This is a genomic window from Aequorivita sp. Q41 (genome assembly GCF_039831855.1).
In the GTDB taxonomy this organism is placed as follows: domain Bacteria; phylum Bacteroidota; class Bacteroidia; order Flavobacteriales; family Flavobacteriaceae; genus Aequorivita.
The window spans coordinates 1,163,150-1,181,732 of sequence record NZ_JBDPMS010000001.1; the positions used below are offsets into that span (position 1 = coordinate 1,163,150).

Annotated in this window: 19 protein-coding genes, 1 tRNA gene and 1 pseudogene; 7 read left to right on the forward strand and 14 right to left on the reverse strand. The window is 35.5% G+C overall.

Going from position 1 to position 18,583, the window contains the following annotated elements; all coding sequences use genetic code 11:
* Positions 1 to 97: 97 nt before the first annotated feature.
* The 6 genes from accC to pdxA form a co-directional block, all read right to left on the reverse strand.
* Positions 98 to 1,450, reverse strand: coding sequence for an acetyl-CoA carboxylase biotin carboxylase subunit (accC, locus tag ABJ955_RS05405; RefSeq protein WP_347373579.1), 1,353 nt, complete (start codon positions 1,448 to 1,450; stop codon positions 98 to 100).
* 76 nt (positions 1,451 to 1,526) lie between these two features.
* Positions 1,527 to 2,012 carry an acetyl-CoA carboxylase biotin carboxyl carrier protein gene (accB, locus tag ABJ955_RS05410; protein ID WP_347373580.1) on the reverse strand — a complete coding sequence of 162 codons (486 nt, stop codon included), beginning with the start codon at positions 2,010 to 2,012 and terminating at the stop codon, positions 1,527 to 1,529.
* Positions 2,013 to 2,049: 37 nt separating this feature from the next.
* Positions 2,050 to 3,048: a beta-ketoacyl-ACP synthase III gene (locus ABJ955_RS05415; protein WP_347373581.1), complete on the reverse strand. Its 999-nt coding sequence runs from the start codon at positions 3,046 to 3,048 to the stop codon at positions 2,050 to 2,052.
* Positions 3,049 to 3,218: 170 nt separating this feature from the next.
* Complete coding sequence (rpmF, locus tag ABJ955_RS05420) at positions 3,219 to 3,416, reverse strand: 50S ribosomal protein L32 (protein WP_111815263.1); 198 nt, start codon at positions 3,414 to 3,416, stop codon at positions 3,219 to 3,221.
* Between the two features lie 9 nt (positions 3,417 to 3,425).
* Positions 3,426 to 3,971, reverse strand: coding sequence for a DUF177 domain-containing protein (locus ABJ955_RS05425; protein WP_347373582.1), 546 nt, complete (start codon positions 3,969 to 3,971; stop codon positions 3,426 to 3,428).
* 81 nt (positions 3,972 to 4,052) lie between these two features.
* Positions 4,053 to 5,114, reverse strand: a complete 1,062-nt coding sequence (gene pdxA / locus ABJ955_RS05430) for a 4-hydroxythreonine-4-phosphate dehydrogenase PdxA (protein WP_347373583.1) — start codon at positions 5,112 to 5,114, stop codon at positions 4,053 to 4,055.
* Positions 5,115 to 5,170: 56 nt separating this feature from the next.
* Between pdxA and ABJ955_RS05435 the strand changes: the two genes are divergently transcribed.
* Positions 5,171 to 5,758 (forward strand): riboflavin synthase, encoded by a 588-nt coding sequence (locus ABJ955_RS05435; protein WP_347373584.1) that lies wholly within the window; start codon positions 5,171 to 5,173, stop codon positions 5,756 to 5,758.
* On the opposite strand, the gene ABJ955_RS05440 is transcribed toward ABJ955_RS05435, so the two are convergent.
* The 3 genes from ABJ955_RS05440 to mce form a co-directional block, all read right to left on the reverse strand.
* On the reverse strand, positions 5,739 to 5,939 hold the full coding sequence (locus ABJ955_RS05440) for a hypothetical protein (RefSeq protein ID WP_347373585.1): 201 nt from the start codon (positions 5,937 to 5,939) through the stop codon (positions 5,739 to 5,741). The genes ABJ955_RS05435 and ABJ955_RS05440 overlap by 20 nt on opposite strands.
* A 316-nt stretch (positions 5,940 to 6,255) precedes the next feature.
* Positions 6,256 to 6,329 (reverse strand) — tRNA-Ile (locus ABJ955_RS05445).
* A gap of 118 nt (positions 6,330 to 6,447) precedes the next feature.
* The gene (mce, locus tag ABJ955_RS05450; RefSeq protein ID WP_347373586.1) at positions 6,448 to 6,855 is read right to left on the reverse strand and encodes a methylmalonyl-CoA epimerase; all 408 of its coding nucleotides are present in this window, start codon (positions 6,853 to 6,855) and stop codon (positions 6,448 to 6,450) included.
* A 106-nt stretch (positions 6,856 to 6,961) separates the two neighbouring features.
* Between mce and rbfA the strand changes: the two genes are divergently transcribed.
* Complete coding sequence (gene rbfA / locus ABJ955_RS05455) at positions 6,962 to 7,357, forward strand: 30S ribosome-binding factor RbfA (RefSeq protein ID WP_347373587.1); 396 nt, start codon at positions 6,962 to 6,964, stop codon at positions 7,355 to 7,357.
* 1 nt (position 7,358) lies between these two features.
* Complete coding sequence (locus tag ABJ955_RS05460; protein ID WP_347373588.1) at positions 7,359 to 8,564, forward strand: FtsX-like permease family protein; 1,206 nt, start codon at positions 7,359 to 7,361, stop codon at positions 8,562 to 8,564.
* Positions 8,565 to 8,590: 26 nt separating this feature from the next.
* Here the strand turns inward: ABJ955_RS05460 and ABJ955_RS05465 are convergent, their stop codons facing one another.
* Both ABJ955_RS05465 and ABJ955_RS05470 read right to left on the reverse strand, forming a co-directional pair.
* Positions 8,591 to 9,247 (reverse strand): FAD-binding oxidoreductase, encoded by a 657-nt coding sequence (locus ABJ955_RS05465; protein WP_347373589.1) that lies wholly within the window; start codon positions 9,245 to 9,247, stop codon positions 8,591 to 8,593.
* Between the two features lie 124 nt (positions 9,248 to 9,371).
* A pseudogene (locus ABJ955_RS05470) lies at positions 9,372 to 9,527 on the reverse strand (tRNA dihydrouridine synthase DusB); the annotation flags it as partial.
* 282 nt (positions 9,528 to 9,809) lie between these two features.
* On the opposite strand from ABJ955_RS05470, the gene ABJ955_RS05475 reads away from it, so the two are divergent.
* Together ABJ955_RS05475 and ABJ955_RS05480 are read left to right on the forward strand one after the other, a co-directional pair.
* Complete coding sequence (locus ABJ955_RS05475; RefSeq protein WP_347373590.1) at positions 9,810 to 11,858, forward strand: trypsin-like peptidase domain-containing protein; 2,049 nt, start codon at positions 9,810 to 9,812, stop codon at positions 11,856 to 11,858.
* A gap of 11 nt (positions 11,859 to 11,869) precedes the next feature.
* Entirely contained in the window at positions 11,870 to 12,319 is a 450-nt protein-coding gene (locus ABJ955_RS05480; protein WP_347373591.1) for a hypothetical protein, read from the forward strand.
* 109 nt (positions 12,320 to 12,428) lie between these two features.
* On the opposite strand, the gene dusB is transcribed toward ABJ955_RS05480, so the two are convergent.
* Complete coding sequence (dusB, locus tag ABJ955_RS05485) at positions 12,429 to 13,421, reverse strand: tRNA dihydrouridine synthase DusB (RefSeq protein WP_347373592.1); 993 nt, start codon at positions 13,419 to 13,421, stop codon at positions 12,429 to 12,431.
* Positions 13,422 to 13,642: 221 nt separating this feature from the next.
* Here dusB and lepA point away from each other — a divergent pair, with 221 nt between their 5' ends.
* Positions 13,643 to 15,439, forward strand: a complete 1,797-nt coding sequence (lepA, locus tag ABJ955_RS05490; protein ID WP_347373593.1) for a translation elongation factor 4 — start codon at positions 13,643 to 13,645, stop codon at positions 15,437 to 15,439.
* A 3-nt stretch (positions 15,440 to 15,442) separates the two neighbouring features.
* Here lepA and ABJ955_RS05495 read toward each other — a convergent pair whose 3' ends face one another.
* Entirely contained in the window at positions 15,443 to 15,673 is a 231-nt protein-coding gene (locus ABJ955_RS05495) for a hypothetical protein (RefSeq protein WP_347373594.1), read from the reverse strand.
* A 34-nt stretch (positions 15,674 to 15,707) separates the two neighbouring features.
* Complete coding sequence (locus ABJ955_RS05500; protein ID WP_347373595.1) at positions 15,708 to 17,576, reverse strand: sodium:proton antiporter; 1,869 nt, start codon at positions 17,574 to 17,576, stop codon at positions 15,708 to 15,710.
* Positions 17,577 to 17,715: 139 nt separating this feature from the next.
* Here ABJ955_RS05500 and ABJ955_RS05505 point away from each other — a divergent pair, with 139 nt between their 5' ends.
* Positions 17,716 to 18,576, forward strand: a complete 861-nt coding sequence (locus ABJ955_RS05505; protein WP_347373596.1) for an MBL fold metallo-hydrolase — start codon at positions 17,716 to 17,718, stop codon at positions 18,574 to 18,576.
* Positions 18,577 to 18,583 lie beyond the last annotated feature (7 nt).

Here is an 18,583-nt window from a genome sequence, read left to right on the forward strand (position 1 = left end):
TTGAAATTTGATGCTCGTTAAAAAGTATTTAGTGTCAGTTTTATATTATAGCTGTTTTCTTTTTTAAAAAAGAAAACGGGATACTGCCACTTTTTATTTATTCTTCTTCCGGTTCATTCATATGAAATGTATTCATAAATGCCGTTGTATAGTTTCCAGCCACATAATCAGGCTCGTCCATCAATTGACGGTGAAATGGAATGGTTGTTTTTATGCCTTCAATTACAAATTCATCCAGTGCACGCTTCATTTTGTTTATTGCTTCCTCACGCGTTTGTGCGGTTGTTATAAGCTTTGCAATCATAGAATCGTAGTTTGGAGGAATAGTATAGCCTGCATACACATGAGTATCTAAACGAATTCCGTGGCCTCCTGGCGCATGTAATACGGTTATCTTTCCAGGGGAAGGACGGAAATCATTGTATGGATCTTCGGCGTTTATTCTACATTCAATAGAGTGCAATTGTGGGGTATAGTTTTTTCCAGAAATTGGAATTCCAGCTGCAACCAAAATTTGTTCGCGAATAAGATCATAATCAATAACCTGTTCGGTAATTGGATGTTCTACTTGAATACGGGTATTCATTTCCATAAAGTAGAAATTTCGGTGTTTATCTACCAAAAATTCTATGGTTCCAGCACCTTCGTATTTTATAAACTCTGCTGCTTTTACGGCTGCATTCCCCATATCTGTACGAAGTTTTTTCGTCATAAATGGGCTAGGAGTTTCTTCAGTAAGTTTTTGGTGACGTCTTTGTATTGAGCAATCACGTTCACTTAAATGGCAGGCTCTACCGGTACTATCACCGATAATTTGTATTTCTATATGGCGAGGCTCTTCAATAAGCTTTTCCATATACATTCCGTCATTTCCGAAGGCAGCGGATGCTTCTTGGCGCGCGCTTTCCCAAGCTTTTTTAAGTTCGTCTTTTTTCCAAACAGCACGCATACCTTTTCCACCCCCACCTGCGGTCGCTTTTAGCATTACTGGATAGCCTACTTCTTCTGCAAGTATTTCACATTTTTCATAGGATTCAATAATACCTTCACTTCCTGGAACTGTAGGCACTCCAGCTGCTTTCATGGTTGCTTTTGCAGAGGCTTTATCACCCATACGATCAATCATTTCTGGAGAAGCGCCAATGAATTTTATTCCGTGCTCTTGGCAGATTTTTGAAAATTTAGAATTTTCTGAAAGAAATCCATAGCCAGGATGTATCGCGTCTGCATTGGTAATTTCCGCAGCAGCGATAATATTAGACATTTTTAAATAGCTTAAATTACTAGGAGCTGGCCCAATACATACTGCTTCATCAGCAAAACGAACGTGCAAACTTTCCTCATCTGCTTTTGAATATACAGCTACAGTTTTAACGCCCATCTCTCTACAGGTGCGGATTATTCGCAATGCAATTTCGCCCCTATTTGCAATCAATATTTTTTTAAACATAATTTTCTGAAAATATCAAATAGCAAATTTCAAAGTCCAGTAGTTGGATTTTGAGATTTGATAATTGGGGTTTATACTATGATGGATCTACTAAAAACAATGGTTGGTCAAATTCTACGGGAGAAGAATCGTCCACCAAAACTTTCACGATTTTTCCAGAAACTTCACTTTCTATTTCATTGAAAAGTTTCATTGCTTCAATTACACAAAGTACATCTCCTGTACCAATTGTACTTCCTACTTCAACAAAAACAGGTTTGTCTGGTGATGGTTTTCTATAAAAAGTACCAATAATTGGCGATTTTATAGTGATAAAGTTAGAATCGGTTGCAGGGGCTGCGTCTGCTGCTTCAGTACTTTGAGGTGCTGCTGCTGTTTGTGGCTGCATTTGCATTTGCGGTTGCGCCATAGTAGGTATCTGTTGAATATACGTGGTTTCGCCTTTACCTTCTTCAGATCCAGTTTTTATTGTAATCTTTATGTCTTCAGTTTCAAGTTTAACTTCGCTAGCACCACTTTTTGCCACGAACTTGATTAAATTTTGAATGTCCTTTAAATCCATAATATTTGGGTTTTGTCTTTTTTTTTGTTGGTAATATTTATTTTGAATTGTAGGCCCATTTCAAATAAACGGCGCCCCAAGTAAAACCTCCTCCAAAGGAAGCAAAAATTAAATTATCTCCTTTTTTAAGTTGTTTTTCATAGTCGGCTAAACATAATGGTAAGGTTGCAGAAGTTGTATTGCCATATTTATGTATGTTTATCATTACTTTATCTTCTGGCAACTTCATACGCGAAGCTGCAGCATCAATAATTCTTTTATTGGCTTGATGTGGAACGAGCCAATTTACATCATCATCAGACAAATTGTTTCGCTTCATTACTTTTTCACAGACATCTGCCATATTTGAAACGGCAAATTTAAACACTGTTTTCCCTTCTTGAAAAACGTAATGTTGTTTGTTTGCTACAGTTTCTGCAGATGCTGGCAATAATGACCCTCCTGCGTCAATCTTTAAAAATGGTCTTCCTATTCCGTCGGTACGCAAATATTCATCCGTTACACCAAGCCCTTCTGTATTGGGCTCAAATAATACTGCACCTGCACCATCACCAAAAATAATACATGTGGTTCTGTCTGTGTAATCAATTATTGAAGACATTTTATCGGCACCTATTAAAAGCACCTTTTTATATTTTCCTGATTCAATATAACGTGCTGCGGTTGACATTCCAAAAAGAAAGCTGGAGCAAGCGGCAACCAAATCATACGAAAAAGCATTTACTGCACCAATTTGTGTGGCTACATACACTCCCGTTGTTGCGACTGGCATATCTGGCGTTGCGGTTGCCATGATAACCAAATCTATTTCGGAAGGGTCTGTATTACTTTTTTTGAGGAGGTCGTTTGCTGCTTGGATAGCAAGATAAGAAGTCCCTTTATCTTTATCCTTTAATATTCTCCGTTCCTTAATTCCAGTTCTGCTGGTGATCCATTCGTCATTGGTATCGACCATTGTTTCCAAAACTTTGTTGGAGAGAACGTAATCTGGAACGTAGCTCCCTACAGCGGTAATAGCTGCCGTGATAGTATTCATAAAGCTGAATTAGAATTCACAAAAAAGACCAAAAATCTTTTAAAAAGAGTGAAAATTACTAAATTTTACTTGAAATTCGGCAATTAATATGTTGTTTTTGACTTTTTGCAAAGTTAAAAAACAAAAAAACCCTCACGTTGCTGTGAGAGTTTAGTATTATATAAAATATATTATGCTTCTACTTGCTCAGTTGCATCAATAACAACTTGACCACGATAATACATTTTTCCTTCGTGCCAATGTGCTCTGTGGAAAAGGTGTGACTCACCTGTTGTTGGGTCTATTGCAATTGTAGGGGCAGTAGCTTTGTAATGCGTTCTTCTCTTATCTCTTCTTGTTTTCGAGATTTTTCTCTTTGGATGTGCCATTGCTATTTATTATTTATCCGTTAATAGTTTTTTTAATGAATCCCATCGGGGATCTGTTTTATCATCTTCAGGCTCAACAATATCGTTGGGTGCTTTTAGACTTAATTCTTCAAGTTTATCAAGTATATCACTTTTTAAAGTGCCATCTATAACTCCTGGATGAATTCTTCGTGATGGCATGGCCAGCACAATAGATTCATATATGTATTGCTGAATATTCACTTCATAACTTCCGTGAGGCAAAATGAGTAAATCTTCATTTTCGTCATTATATTCCTCACCAAATTTCACTACAAATGTATACTCCCCTGATATCTCTTGATCAAATGGTTCGTTTGTGGTGTCGCAAGCTACATTCACACTTCCCTTATAGGTTAATGTAAATTCAAGCAAGGTACTCATTTTTTCCAGCAGTACGTCGAGATTAATGGCAGCGTCATTAAATTCGTCATACTCAAAATGCTCAAAGAACGCTTTTTTTAATTCAAAATTAAACTGGTGTTTTCCTAATTTAAGCCCTACGAAAGGGATTGTAAACTCTTTCAAATCCTTCATTTTCACACCTATTTAAGACCTTTACCTTACGGATAAGGCGGGTGCAAAGATAAAAAATTATTTGATAAGCAATTAGTTTTTTTATTTCTTTTTTGAGTAGCTTCTTTTTCGGGTTGTTTGCATGGGATTTTTTGATATTTCAGCATAACCTTCACGTGTTTCAAATATAGAAACAGCGGTAAAAACGGCTTCGCGAAAGGATTCAAAATTGGCGGTATTTTTTCCAGCTAGATCAAATGCCGTTCCGTGATCTGGGGAGGTCCTAATGCGATTTAGACCCGCAGTAAAATTTACGCCTTTACCAAAAGCCAAGGTTTTAAAGGGTATTAATCCTTGATCGTGATAGGAGGCAATTATCGCATCAAAGTTTTTATAATTTCCCGATCCAAAAAAACTATCTGCAGCATAAGGCCCCAAAACTATTTTGCCATTTTTACGAATATTATCTAAGGCTGGGCGCAAAATGGTGTCATCCTCATCACCAATTACACCATTATCACCAGTATGAGGGTTTATACCCAAAACAGCAATTTTTGGTTTTTCAATTCCGAAGTCTTCAATTAATGTACGGTAAATGATATTTATTTTTTTATCGATACGCTCTCTAGTTATGTTTTTAACAACATCCTTTACCGCTACGTGATCTGTTAATAACCCAACTCGCAAATCTTCTGAAACAAGAAGCATCAAACTTTCACCTTTAAGCTCTTGTGCTAAATAATCTGTGTGGCCTGGAAAATTAAAACTTTCGGATTGTATGTTTGATTTATTGATGGGCGCAGTTACCAAAGCATCAATTTTATTATCTTTTAAAGCAGCAACTGCTTCTTTTAGTGATTTTATGGCAAATTCGCCACCTGTTTTATTTTCTTCTCCGAATTTAACATCAACATGCTCCTTCCAAACATTTAATACATTTATTTTCTTTGGAACAACATCCTCTATTTTGTCAATCCCATGGAAATTGATATCGGTTTCAAAATGTTTCTTAAAAAAAGACATCAACTTTACCGAAGCAAAAATAACAGGGGTGCAAAACTCTAACATTCGTGAATCCTCAAATGTTTTTAAAATTATCTCGCTTCCAATCCCATTGATATCACCGATGGAAATCCCTACCACTATTTTATCCGCTCTGCTCATTATGTTTGGCTTTTTTAATTGTTACTTTTGCAGTACAAATGTAACCAAATACTACAATGTTTACAGGAATTATTGAAACCGTTGGTGAAATAGACCAACTTACAGCAGAGAGCGAAAATCTTCATATAAAAATAAAGAGCCCGCTAGCACAAGAGCTTAAAATAGATCAAAGCGTTTCACACAATGGGGTTTGTTTAACTGTCGTGGAAATAAATGAAAACACCTATGTGGTTACTGCTATTAAAGAAACTTTAGACAAGACAACTTTGAGGTCTCTTAGAAAAGGAGAATTGGTGAATTTGGAAAGAGCCATGCAACTTGGCGATAGGCTAGACGGGCATATAGTGCAAGGCCACGTGGATGGGACGGCTATTTGCGAAAGTGTTGCAGAAGCAAATGGCAGTTGGGTTTTTACTTTTACATATAAAAACGCAGATTTTAGCACCGTTGAAAAAGGTTCTATTACAGTAAATGGGGTTAGCCTAACCGTAGTAAATTCTCAAAAAGGCAGATTTAGTGTAGCAATAATTCCGTATACTTTTGAAAATACAAACTTTAAAGAAATTAAACCCCAAACTGAAGTTAATTTAGAGTTTGATATAATAGGAAAATACGTAAAAAACCTTATGCAGCCTTATGTATAGCTTGCATTTTTTTATAAGCGATATAAACTCCAAAAACAAGCCCGATTACAAGAATTACCCACAAATTATCATCAATCGGCACTAAAGGCGGCCTATTTTGATCTGGTGGTGGTGGTGGCCCAGAATTATCTGATGTAGCTTGAACAACCACTACTATAATATTGTAAATAATTAATTTCATTTTTAAGTATTATCGATATAACGCTGAATTTGAAAGGGCAAAAATATGATTTATTTCAAATATTTATGTAAAAATTAAATTGTGCAGTGTTAATTAAGCTTTTTTTAACTTAAACATAACCTTTAAGGCGTAATTTATAAATATTTCATAAATTTTTAACATTTATAGCCAGGTATTTTATCTAGTATAATATACTAAAATTAATGAAAGAAAAAAAATATGGTTATTACGAATTTTTCTGAACAAGTAGTGTTAATACTCGTACGTCTAGCAAATTCTTTCCGCTAAACATTTAAAGTGAAGTGAAAATAAAAAGTGGTCCCACATGGGCTCGAACCATGGACCCCCTGATTATGAGTCAGGTGCTCTAACCAGCTGAGCTATGGGACCGTTATAAAATTCAAAATTTCAATTATCTCTTTATTTCTATTTTGAATAAAATTAGCTATCCAAAGAAATATTTCGGAGTGCAAATGTAAAACACTTTACAAATACAGCAAAACAATTTTCAGTTATTCTCAATTTCTTGACAAAGTTCTACCAAAACCCCATTAGCAGACTTTGGGTGAAGAAATGCTACCAGCTTATTATCAGCCCCTTTTTTAGGAATATCATTTAGCAAAATAAAGCCTTCTTTTTTAAGTCGTTCCATTTCAGCATTTATATCTTTTACTGCAAAAGCTATATGATGGATTCCTTCCCCACGTTTGGCAATAAATTTAGCAATGGGACTGTCAGGGTTAGTAGCTTCTAAAAGTTCTATTTTGCTTTCACCACAGCGAAAAAAGGAAGTTTCAACTCCTTCTTTTGCTACTTTTTCACTTTTATAAGGAGCGCTTCCTAATAAAGCTTCGTATACTTTATTTGCTTCAACAATATTTTTTACTGCAATCCCTATATGTTCAATTTTCTCCATAAATACCTCTTAAAAGCATCAAAAATACAAACTTAATTCTATAAATTTTAAACAAGCTTGCAGCTTCATTAACATTCTGTACCGTTTATTGTCCTATTTTTGCAATATGGTAGAAAGTAACAGACAAAAAAAAATAGCAGGCGTTTTGCAAAATGACCTTGCAAAGGTACTCCAGAATATGCTTCGTGAAGCAGGACAAATGGGGATTATTATTTCAGTAAGCAAAGTGGGTGTAACCACTGATCTTTCCATTGCAAAGGTTTATGTAAGCGTTTTTCCAGCTGATAAAGCTGAAGCAATTGTAAAAGAACTTAATAAGATTAAGCCCAATATTAAACATCAAATTGCGCAGCTTACAAAAAATCAATTACGAAAAATGCCCGAATTATCATTTTATAATGATGATTCCTTAGAGTATATAGAAAAAATTGACAAAGCTGTAAAAGGTGAAGAAAACCCATTGAAAGATCCCGATTTACTTCCGAAAAGAAAAAAATCATAAATTGAACTTCTCGCTCTACATCGCTAAGCGTTATTTGTTTTCAAAAAGTAGCAATAATGCCATCAATATCATTACTGGCATTGCAGCAGTTGGTGTAGTTGTGGGCGCAATGTCATTGTTTATAGTGCTTTCAGGGTTTTCTGGTTTAAAAGATTTTAGTCTTCAGTTTACAACTGAATTTGACAGCGACCTTAAAATTCTTCCTAAAAGTGGAAAAACAATCGCTTTTTCGGAAGCTCAAAAACTAGAGTTAAAACAAATTGAAGGGATTGAACACTTTTCAGAAATAATTGAGGAGCGTGTTTTTTTACATTATAGAGGAAAAAATCATATTGCATATATTAAAGGTGTTGATTCTCTTTATGGAAAAGTAACACAACTTGATAGCATCATGTATTTTGGTGAGTGGTTATACCCTTCGGAACACCAAGTAGTTATTGGTCTTTCCACAATTGCAAAATTATCTATTGGCGTAAATGATTATACAGATTTATTGGAAATTTACGTGCCAAAACCTGGATCTGGACAACTTAATACACTGGATCCTTCAAGTGCTTTTGTTAAAGAAAACGTGGTTGTTTCTGGAGTATATCAGGTAAATGAGGATTTGGATGCTAAATACGTTTTTGCTGACCTAGCCTTCGCAAGAAACTTACTTTCTTTAGATAGTTCAAAAATTTCTTCCATAGAAATAAAGCTACAACCAAATACTTCCGAAGAAAAAGTGCGTAGTGAAATTGAAAAAATATTTCCTAAAGAAATTCTTCTCAAGAATAGAATTCAGCAAAATGATGCGCTTTATAAAATGCTGAATACCGAAAACATTGCAGTTTACTTAATCTTCACTTTGGTGTTAATTATTGCGCTTTTCAACGTGATTGGTTCTATAATTATGATGATTCTAGACAAGCGAAAAAATATTAAAACACTTTATAATATGGGTGCTTCGCTTAAGGAAATTCGTCGCATCTTTTTTTTACAAGGAACCTTAATGACCATTATAGGAGGCCTTTTAGGAATTTTTATAGGAATACTTGCGGTGTTGGCACAACTAAAATTTGAGTTTGTTAAAATAACTACTTCCCTTCCATATCCCGTAAAATTAGAGTTCCTTAATAGTATCGTTGTTTTTGCAACAATAAGTATTTTAGGAATTCTCGCTTCGTGGATTGCTTCGAGTAGGGTTCGGGAAAAACTGCTTGCTTAATTTGTTATAATCAAATTTTAAGTGTGTTAAACCACAAAATATTCAGGATCTGAACCTAAACTTACCAAGGCTTCACAGATTTCTTCTGTAAACATTTTTGGACCACACACATAAAAACGTGCGTTAAAATCACCAATGGTTTCAATAAGAAATTTACGATCTATTCTTCGTTCACGAAAACCAATTACCCCTTCGCGTGTAAATACATTTTTGTAAGCAGGCCCGAGCATTTCTGTCAATTCTGTATGTAAAATAATATCGTCTTTAGATTTATTTGAATATAGAAGCGCCACATTGCGAAGGTTGCCACTACTAAAAAGTGCTCTGAAAATTGCGATAAAAGGAGTAATACCAGTACCGCCAGCTATAAATATACCTGGGCCTTTAAATTTGATTGTCCCGTCTATACTATGAAGTAAGAGCTCAGCACCCGTTTTTAATTTCCCTAATTGGGAGGTAACTCCGTTATGCTCTTCATAAATCTTAATAATAAACTCTAAATAATCCCAATCCTGTAGTGAGGTGAAAGTAAAGGACCTTATTTGTTCTTCCCAGCCAGGAATATTAATAGAAATATTTGCAGACTGTCCAGGTGTATACTCAAAGTCCTTAGGTTTTTCTAGCACAAAGCGCTTAACGTTATGAGTAATATAATGGGTTTCTACTATTTTGAGTTTCTGCATCGTATTAATTTAGGGTTTTAAAGATAAGAAGGATTTTCAAAAAATCACTTAAAATTAAAGATGCGAATAACTGTATTTTTTTATAAAATAGCTAAATTTTATAAGAAGAGGTATAAACTAATAACTAAGCAAATTCATACCCTTTAAAAAACTTCAAAACGGCATCAAAAGCTTCAAAAACCGAAGCAGAATCATCACTGGTTACCATCTTCATTCGGTTATCTTTAAAGTTTAGGATGCCTTTAAAATAGTTGGTGTAATGACGGCGAGTTTTAAAGATATCGGCATTTCACTTTTTAATTATTTAACAAAAGATAGTGTAAAACACTAATAAATCAATTTTTTAACTAATCTATTAGGATTATCGTATATAATATTATATTTTTAAAAATCCTAGCTTCCCAGAAAGTGTAAAATTTAACCTTTAATTCTTTATGTTATTAGTAAAAATTCTCCCCCCCCCTTTCACTCGTATTTGAGAAAATGGTTTTTTGCCTTTTTGTTAATAACGACCAGTTTTTTGTTTGCTCAAAAAAGTATACCGGTCACTCCTAAAAGTGTAGTGTTTAATTTAAATGATGGAGCGATTGTTAATGCCAACAAGGAATTTTTACCCCCATTAAATCTTTCAACGATAGCCTCTGAAGACATTATGGATGAACAAAATGGATTGCCTCCAAGATTTGGTGTGCCCGTTGATGTAAATTATAATCTGACAAATTCTGGGATTTGGACAATATTACCTAATAACGACAGGATTTGGCGTTTAAAGGTCACATGTTCAGAAGCGGTTTCAATAAATTTGCTATATGACCAGTTTTGGTTACCAGAAGGTGCAAAACTTCATCTTTACACTCAAGACAAAACCCAAATGTTGGGTGCGTTTACCTCAGAAAATAACAGAGGCACAAACAATAATCCTAGCAAATTTACTACGGGTTTATTGTTTGACGAAAGCATTATATTAGAACTTTATGAGCCAAAAAATGTTGAAAATTTATCTGTACTCTCAATTGATAAGGTGGTTCAGGGTTACATAGAGTTGAGTCAATTGGCAAGTGCAGCAAATGGTTATGGTGATTCTGGGCCCTGTCAAGTAAATGTAAACTGCATTGAAGGGCAAAATTGGCAAGATGAGAAAAAAGGCGTGGCCATGATTTTGGTCAATGGTTCTAGGGTTTGTACAGGCTCTCTTGTAAATAATACCGAAGCTGATTTCAAGCCATATTTTTTAACAGCCAATCATTGTATAGGAAGTTTGGACGCAAATGGCAATACTGATGCTTCGCATTATTCATTTTATTGGAATTACGAAAGTAACAGTTGCAATAATTCGTTTAATTATGTGCCCAATGCTACGTCTGGGGCAACTCTTAAAGCTAATAACCCCTATTCTGATTTTGCACTTTTCGAGCTCACTGAATCCCCACTAAATAGTAATATTGATGTGTACTTTAATGGTTGGGATAGAACTATAACCCCTGGTCAAACTGGTGCTGGTATACATCACCCAAGAGGCGATTTTAAAAAAATTTCTACACATTATATGGTGCCTACACAAGGGCAGAATCCAAACCCGAATGCAAGCTGGAGGATAAATTGGATTGCAACACAAAATGGACATTCGGTTACCGAACCAGGATCATCTGGATCTCCTTTGTTTTCATATAATCATAGAATAATTGGGCAATTATGGGGAGGAAATACTGAATTCTGTAACAATCCAGGAGATGCCCACTCAGATTATGGAAAATTTAATTATTCTTGGGTCGGTAATAGCCCTCAACGTAGATTAAAAGATTGGTTGGATCCAAATAATATAAATCCACTATTTGTAGACGGCCTTAAAGTAATTGATGTCGTGACACCAGAAAATTTGGTCTGTGCAAATAGTGCTACTACATTTACAATACAAAATGCTGCTCCACCATATAACTGGACATCATCTACTAATATTACAATAAGCCCGCCAACTAACGGAAGTACAATAACAGCACAAGCATATAATTCTAATACAAGAGCACCTGGATTTGTCCAAGTAACCCACGCAACGGGCACTGAAACTATAAATGTTTGGGTAGGAAAACCATTAGTTAGTGTTTTGCTGACCCCAGATATAAGTGTTCCAGAAAAATTTGTGTTTGTAGATTTGGTAAATAGTAATTATGCTCCAGAGCTTCAAGAAGTAACAAATGCTAATTGGCAAAAAACTGGAGGCACCGGTTTTCTCCATCAATTTGGTTTATTTGATGGAATGGGTCACGGTAGTGCAGTTCATCCTTGGATTGTTAACGTTAGCATAGAACTAACAAACTCCTGTGGCACCACCACCAATATATTCGATATTGCCCCTCCAGCACCCCCCTTGGAAAGTGTCGTCCCTATTCCTAATTCTACAGACGAACAATTTAGTTTGGATTTTTCTAACTTACCTTTAGATACATATTATATTATAGTTTACGATCAATATTCAAATATTCATTATTCGGGTGAAAATTCAAATACCGAAAAAACTATAGAGACACTTAATATTCCAGAAGGTCTATATATTATACAAATATATGATTCGCAAGGAAACATGACCGCCAAAAATCTTATTGTTGACCATTAAAAACAAACATTATGAAAAAAGCAATTCTATTTTTAATAATCTTCGCCTCATTGCTAGGCTGTAGTTCTGAAAAAGATGATACTCAAAATAATAAATTATTTGGAAATTGGAAACTTGAAGCCTTTGTAAACGAAACTAATGGAATAATTTTGACAGCAGATGATTTCGAAAATTCCAATGAAATAAACATTGATTTTAAAGAAAATAATAAATTTGAAGGCTATACTGGTATAAACGATTTTCTTGGAAATTATTTCATGAAAACAAAGGAATTATTAATTTTTAATGATGTTAATTTATCATTTGTTAGCGAAAATGATTGGGGTAATTTATTTTTTGATTCTCTTTATTTAAATTATAATGTGACAACAAGCAATTACGAAAATAATATCAAACTTTCAGCTAACATTTTAAAACTCTATTATTCAGAAAATGAATATATGAGGTTTGAAAAAATGTAATGTTATAAACGATATAGTTCAAAAACCTTCTTCTCCCAAAGAAGGTTTTTTTTATTAACAAGAATTAAGCAAGCTCATAATCGCCATACTTCGACTATGTTCAGCAGCCTTAAACAAACTCATAATCACCAAAAGTCTCCAAAACTTCATCAAAAGCTTCAAAAACCGAAGCAGAATCATCACTGGTTACCATTTTCATTCGGTATTCCTTAAAGTTTGGGATGCCTTTAAAATAGTTTGTATAATGACGGCGGGTTTCAAAAACGCCTAGGGTTTCACCTTTCCAATCTATTGCCATTTGTAAGTGGCGTTTGGCAGCATACACGCGTTCTTCCATGGTAGGTGGTGGTAAATGTTCTCCTGTTTTAAAAAAATGCTTTACTTCTTTAAAAAACCATGGATACCCAATGCTGGCACGACCAATCATTGCGCCGTCCAAACCATATTTGTCACGCATTTCCATTGCTTTTTCGGGAGTATCTACATCGCCATTGCCAAATACAGGTATATGCATACGCGGGTTGTTTTTTACTTCTGCAATAGGTCTCCAGTCGGCTTCGCCTTTATACATTTGCGCGCGCGTACGTCCGTGTATAGAAATTGCTTGACAACCTACATCTTGCAAGCGTTCTGCAACCTCAACAATTTTAATAGAATCGTGATCCCAGCCCAAACGCGTTTTTACGGTTACTGGCAGTTTGGTGTGTTTTACCATCGCTTCGGTAAGACTTACCATAAGGTCTATATCTTTTAAAATTCCCGCACCGGCACCTTTTGAAACTACTTTTTTTACGGGACAACCAAAGTTAATGTCAATCATATCTGGGCCACTGGCTTCAACAATTTCCACACTGCGAAGCATTGATTCTAAAACGGCGCCAAATATTTGAATTCCCACGGGGCGTTCTTTTTCATAAATATCGAGCTTCATCACACTTTTAGCGGCATCGCGAATAAGCCCTTCAGAAGAGATAAACTCTGTAAAAACCACATCTGCACCTTGTTCTTTGCACAATGCGCGAAACGGTGGGTCGCTTACATCTTCCATAGGCGCGAGTAGCAATGGAAAATCGGGTAATACTATGTTTCCTATTTTTGGCAATTCTTTTTATTTAGAACTGCAAAAGTAATAAATATCAGTAAAATAAGTTCGAATCACGCTTATACATCTATAAAATAAAAACAACGTATTTTTCATTAAAAGTTGATTAAAAAATAAATTTTAAGACACAGTCAACTTAATAATTCTGAAAGAAATAATCATAACTATAAAATCACTCTTTTACTATATATTTGCAAATTCTAGCACGAGAAGGAATTTTTATGAAGAACATACGTAATTTTTGCATTATCGCCCATATTGACCACGGTAAAAGCACCTTGGCAGATCGTCTTTTGGACGCCACTGGTACTGTTACCGATCGCGAAAAACAGGCGCAATTGCTTGATAACATGGATTTGGAGCGCGAACGTGGCATCACAATTAAGAGCCATGCAATCCAAATGGATTATGAGTATAAAGGTGAAAAATATATACTCAACCTAATTGATACTCCGGGTCACGTAGATTTTTCGTACGAAGTTTCACGTTCCATTGCTGCTTGTGAAGGCGCTTTATTAATTGTTGATGCTGCACAAAGCATACAGGCACAGACTATTTCAAATTTATATTTGGCACTTGAAAACGATCTAGAAATCATTCCTGTACTAAATAAAGTGGATCTTCCTTCTGCAAATGTGGAAGAAGTTACCGATGATATTGTGGATCTTCTAGGCTGTAAGCCTGAAGAAGTTATTCCTGCAAGTGCTAAAACAGGCCTTGGTATTGACGAAATATTGAGTGCTATTATTGAGCGGGTCCCACCACCAAAAGGCAATCCTGACGAATCATTACAGGCCTTAATTTTTGACTCTGTTTACAATCCTTTCCGTGGAGTAGAAACCTATTTTAGGGTTCTGAATGGTGAAATACGAAAAGGGCAGCACATAAAATTTATGGCTACCGGAAAAAGCTATTTTGCAGATGAAGTAGGAACGTTGAGGTTAAAGCAATTTCCAAGAGATGTAATTAAAACAGGCGATGTAGGTTATTTAATTACGGGGATTAAAGAAGCAAAAGAAGTTAAAGTAGGGGATACAATTACCGATTCAAAAAGCCCCACTGTTAATATGATTGAGGGTTTTGAAGACGTAAAACCAATGGTTTTTGCCGGAATTTATCCTGTAGACACTGAAGATTATGAAGAGTTGCGAAACTCGATGGAAAAACTACAATTAAATGATGCTTCCCTGGTTTTTGTGCCAGAAAGTTCAGCAGCACTTGGTTTTGGTTTCCGTTGTGGATTTTTAGGAATGCTTCACTTAGAAATTATTCAAGAAAGACTGGAAAGAGAATTTGATATGACGGTAATCACTACCGTTCCAAACGTTTCTTACCACGCCTATACCAATAAAGATCCTGAAGTTCCAGTTTTAGTTAACAACCCTTCAGATTTACCAGAGCCTTCAAAACTTAATCGCGTTGAAGAGCCTTTTATTAAAGCTACCATCATTACAAAATCGGATTTTGTTGGTTCTGTTATGTCACTTTGTATTGAAAAAAGAGGAGAAATAACCAATCAAACATACCTGACAACCGAAAGAGTTGAACTTACATTTGATATGCCATTGGCAGAAATAGTTTTCGATTTTTATGATCGTTTAAAAACCGTTTCAAAAGGCTATGCATCCTTTGACTATTCGCCAATTGGGATGCGTATGTCGCATCTTGTAAAGGTAGATGTGCTTCTTAATGCAAATATTGTCGATGCACTTTCTGCTTTACTTCACCGTGATAATGCTTATGATATTGGGAAGAAAATCTGTGAAAAACTACGTCAGTTAATTCCAAGACAACAGTTTGATATTCCTATTCAGGCAGCAATCGGCGCCAAAATTATAGCCCGTGAAACTGTTAAAGCCTTACGAAAAGATGTTACCGCAAAATGTTATGGTGGTGATATTTCGCGAAAGCGTAAACTTTTAGAAAAGCAGAAAAAAGGAAAGAAACGTATGCGCCAAGTAGGAAACGTAGAGATTCCACAAGAAGCTTTTATGGCGGTACTAAAGCTAAACGACTAACTATTATTTAGCCCCACAGCTAGCTCCAGCCTGTTCTAATCCAGAAATATAGGTGCTGTACTCGGTTCCTGTATCTTGCCCATTTACGGATGCATTGCCATTTCGCTCTTTACATACCTGAAAGTCTGCTGTTTCAGACGATGAGCAGGAGGTACAGCTTATGCCATCATCTTTTTTACATGAATAAATGGATAAACAACAAATTATAGCACTAAATAGGACGCCTTTTTTCATCAGAAGTTTTTCTTAAAACGATATAATCGTAACATTATTTCTTAGCTTTCTCTTCAATTTCTGGGCGTGTGGTAGTCATAATTTCTTCAAAATCCATTGGTTTTCCCATGTACACCAAGTTACTACCTTCAACAACATCTAGTTCCTTTGGGTCACTAATAAGCTCAAGATAGTTATCAGGTCCTTTTAGAAAGAGTGGAATAGCACTATCGTCTTTACCAAACAATTTTAGCATTTGTAAAAATTCTTTGCTTCCGTCTACAGGTATTTCTTGTATGGAAGGATAGTTTTCTGCTACTTCCGTAAATTTTAGATAATCATGTGTTTGGCAAAATAATTCAGTAGATCGTAAGTGTGAGCTATTGCGTAATTCTTCGGGAGTCATTAACCTAAAGGTTCCATTTTCACCAAATACTTTTCCAAAGCGAGAAATAGCTTGTCTATTTATTTCGCTGCTACCCGTCATTGCAAGTAAATATCCAACATCGTTTAATTCAATATTATCGGTTAAATCGTCTGCATATATGTTGGAATTTATAGCGTCTAGCCCTAATTCTTTTGCTTTATTTATATTTAAACGGTTGGTATCTACCAGCACCACATGACGATTATTTTTTTGAAGATAGGTGCCAATTAATCGAGATACTTTTGAGGCACCTATGATTACAATTCCTTCAGATTTTTTAAGAAAGACCCCAACGATAGAAGCAAAAAGCCTGGCAGTGGTAGCGTTTAGTAATACGGTTACAAGTACAAGACCGAAAACTAAGGGCGTAATGTATTCTGCACCAGGCACCCCGCTAGCCACTAATTTTGTTCCAAAAAGTGAAGCAATACCTGCGGCTACAATTCCTCTTGGCCCCACCCAGCTTATAAAAAGTTTTTCGTTGGTTTTAAGCGAACTATTTATAGTACTAAGGAAAACACCTATTGGTCTTAACAAAAATATTATTATGGCAAATAATATGGCTGTTTTCAAATTATAAACTAGCAATAAGTCTTCAAGACTAATATTTGCAGCCAGCAAAATAAAGAGGATGGAAATAAGTAAAACGCTTAATGATTCTTTAAAGTAAAGTAACTCTTTAAGATTGGGAGTGTCGCTATTACCAAGAAACATTCCCATCACCACTACTGATAAAAGTCCGGATTCGTGGGCAAAAAGGTCGCTTAAAACAAAAATAAGAAGCACCATTGAGAGTGATACCACATTCAATAAATAATGAGGAACCCATCTTTTTTTAATTGCCATATATAGCGCATACCCTCCAGAAATACCAAAAGCAAAACCAATTAGCATAATTTTTCCAAACTCCATAAGCGCCTGCTTGGTAAAACCACTGTGGCCCTCCACACTTATAAATTCAAAAACCAATACAGCTACTAATGCTCCAATAGGGTCAATTAAAATACCTTCCCATTTTAAAACTGCAGAAACATCTTTTTTAAGCGGGATATTTCGCAGAATTGGTGTTATAACTGTTGGGCCTGTAACGATTATAAGGGCAGAAAAAAGAAATGCAATACGCCAGTCCAGTCCAAAAACATAATGCGCAGCAACTCCAGCACCAATAAAGGTTATTGCAGAGCCTATGCTTATAAGTTTTCCTATTACAGAGCCTACTTTCGAAATTTCACCACGCCGCAAAGTAAGACCTCCTTCAAAAAGAATAATTCCGATTGCCAACGATACAAAATAAAAAAGACCATCTCCAGGAAAAAGTCCTTTCTCGCCATTCCAAATAGGCTGAATCCACTGATAACCATCTTCAGAAAGTAGGGTAGATATTGGTCCCACAAAAAGACCGATTAATATTAAAGGGAGAATAGCTGGAATTTTAAACTTCCACGCAACCCATTGCGCCAAAATTCCTAAAATTATAATTCCTGCAAGTTCTACCATAAAATCGAGGTTTTTAACAAATTAAATACATTTCGTTTTTTCTGAATGGAAATGAATTGTTAAAAATAGCATAATTAATTTATAGTTAATCGCTCGATCTCTATCCCTTTTGTTATTTTGCAATTCATTTCTTCATATTATGCAAATATACCCTATTGAAGCTGGCAATTTTAAACTTGATGGAGGCGCTATGTTTGGCGTAGTACCAAAAAAACTTTGGACTAAAACAAACCCAGCAGACGACAACAATATGATTGACATTGCCGCCCGATGTTTACTTATAGAAAACGGTGATAGGCTTACATTAATTGATACCGGTATGGGTAATAAACAAAGTGATAAATTCTTTGGGTATTACTATCGTTGGGGGGATCATAGCTTAGAAAATTCCCTTAAAAAATATGGTTTTCATCCCGATGATATTACGGATGTTTTTATGACGCACCTTCACTTTGACCATTGCGGCGGAAGTGTCCAGTGGAATAAAGATAGAACAGGCTACGAACCAGCTTTTAAAAATGCTGCTTATTGGAGTAATAAAGACCATTGGCGTTGGGCTACAGAACCCAATAGAAGAGAACAAGCTTCTTTTTTAAAAGAAAATATTATGCCAATGCAAGAAAGCGGACACTTAAAGTTTGTATCGCAACCCAGTTCCGATTTTGCAAAAGCTAACGAACTCGATTTTGGAATTCTTTTTGTAAACGGCCATACAGACAAACAAATGATTCCACATATTAATTACAAGGGAAAAACATTGGTTTTTATGGCAGATTTGCTTCCTACGGCTGGCCACCTGCCTCTCCCATTTGTAATGGGATACGATACAAGACCTTTACTAACACTTCCTGAAAAAGAAAAATTTTTAAAAGTGGCAGCGGAAAATAAGTATTACCTCTTCCTTGAGCACGATGCGCACAACCCAATAATAACAGTACAAAATACAGATAAAGGAGTTCGCTTAAACGAAACCTTATCTTTAAATGAATTTTTTAATTAATAAACAT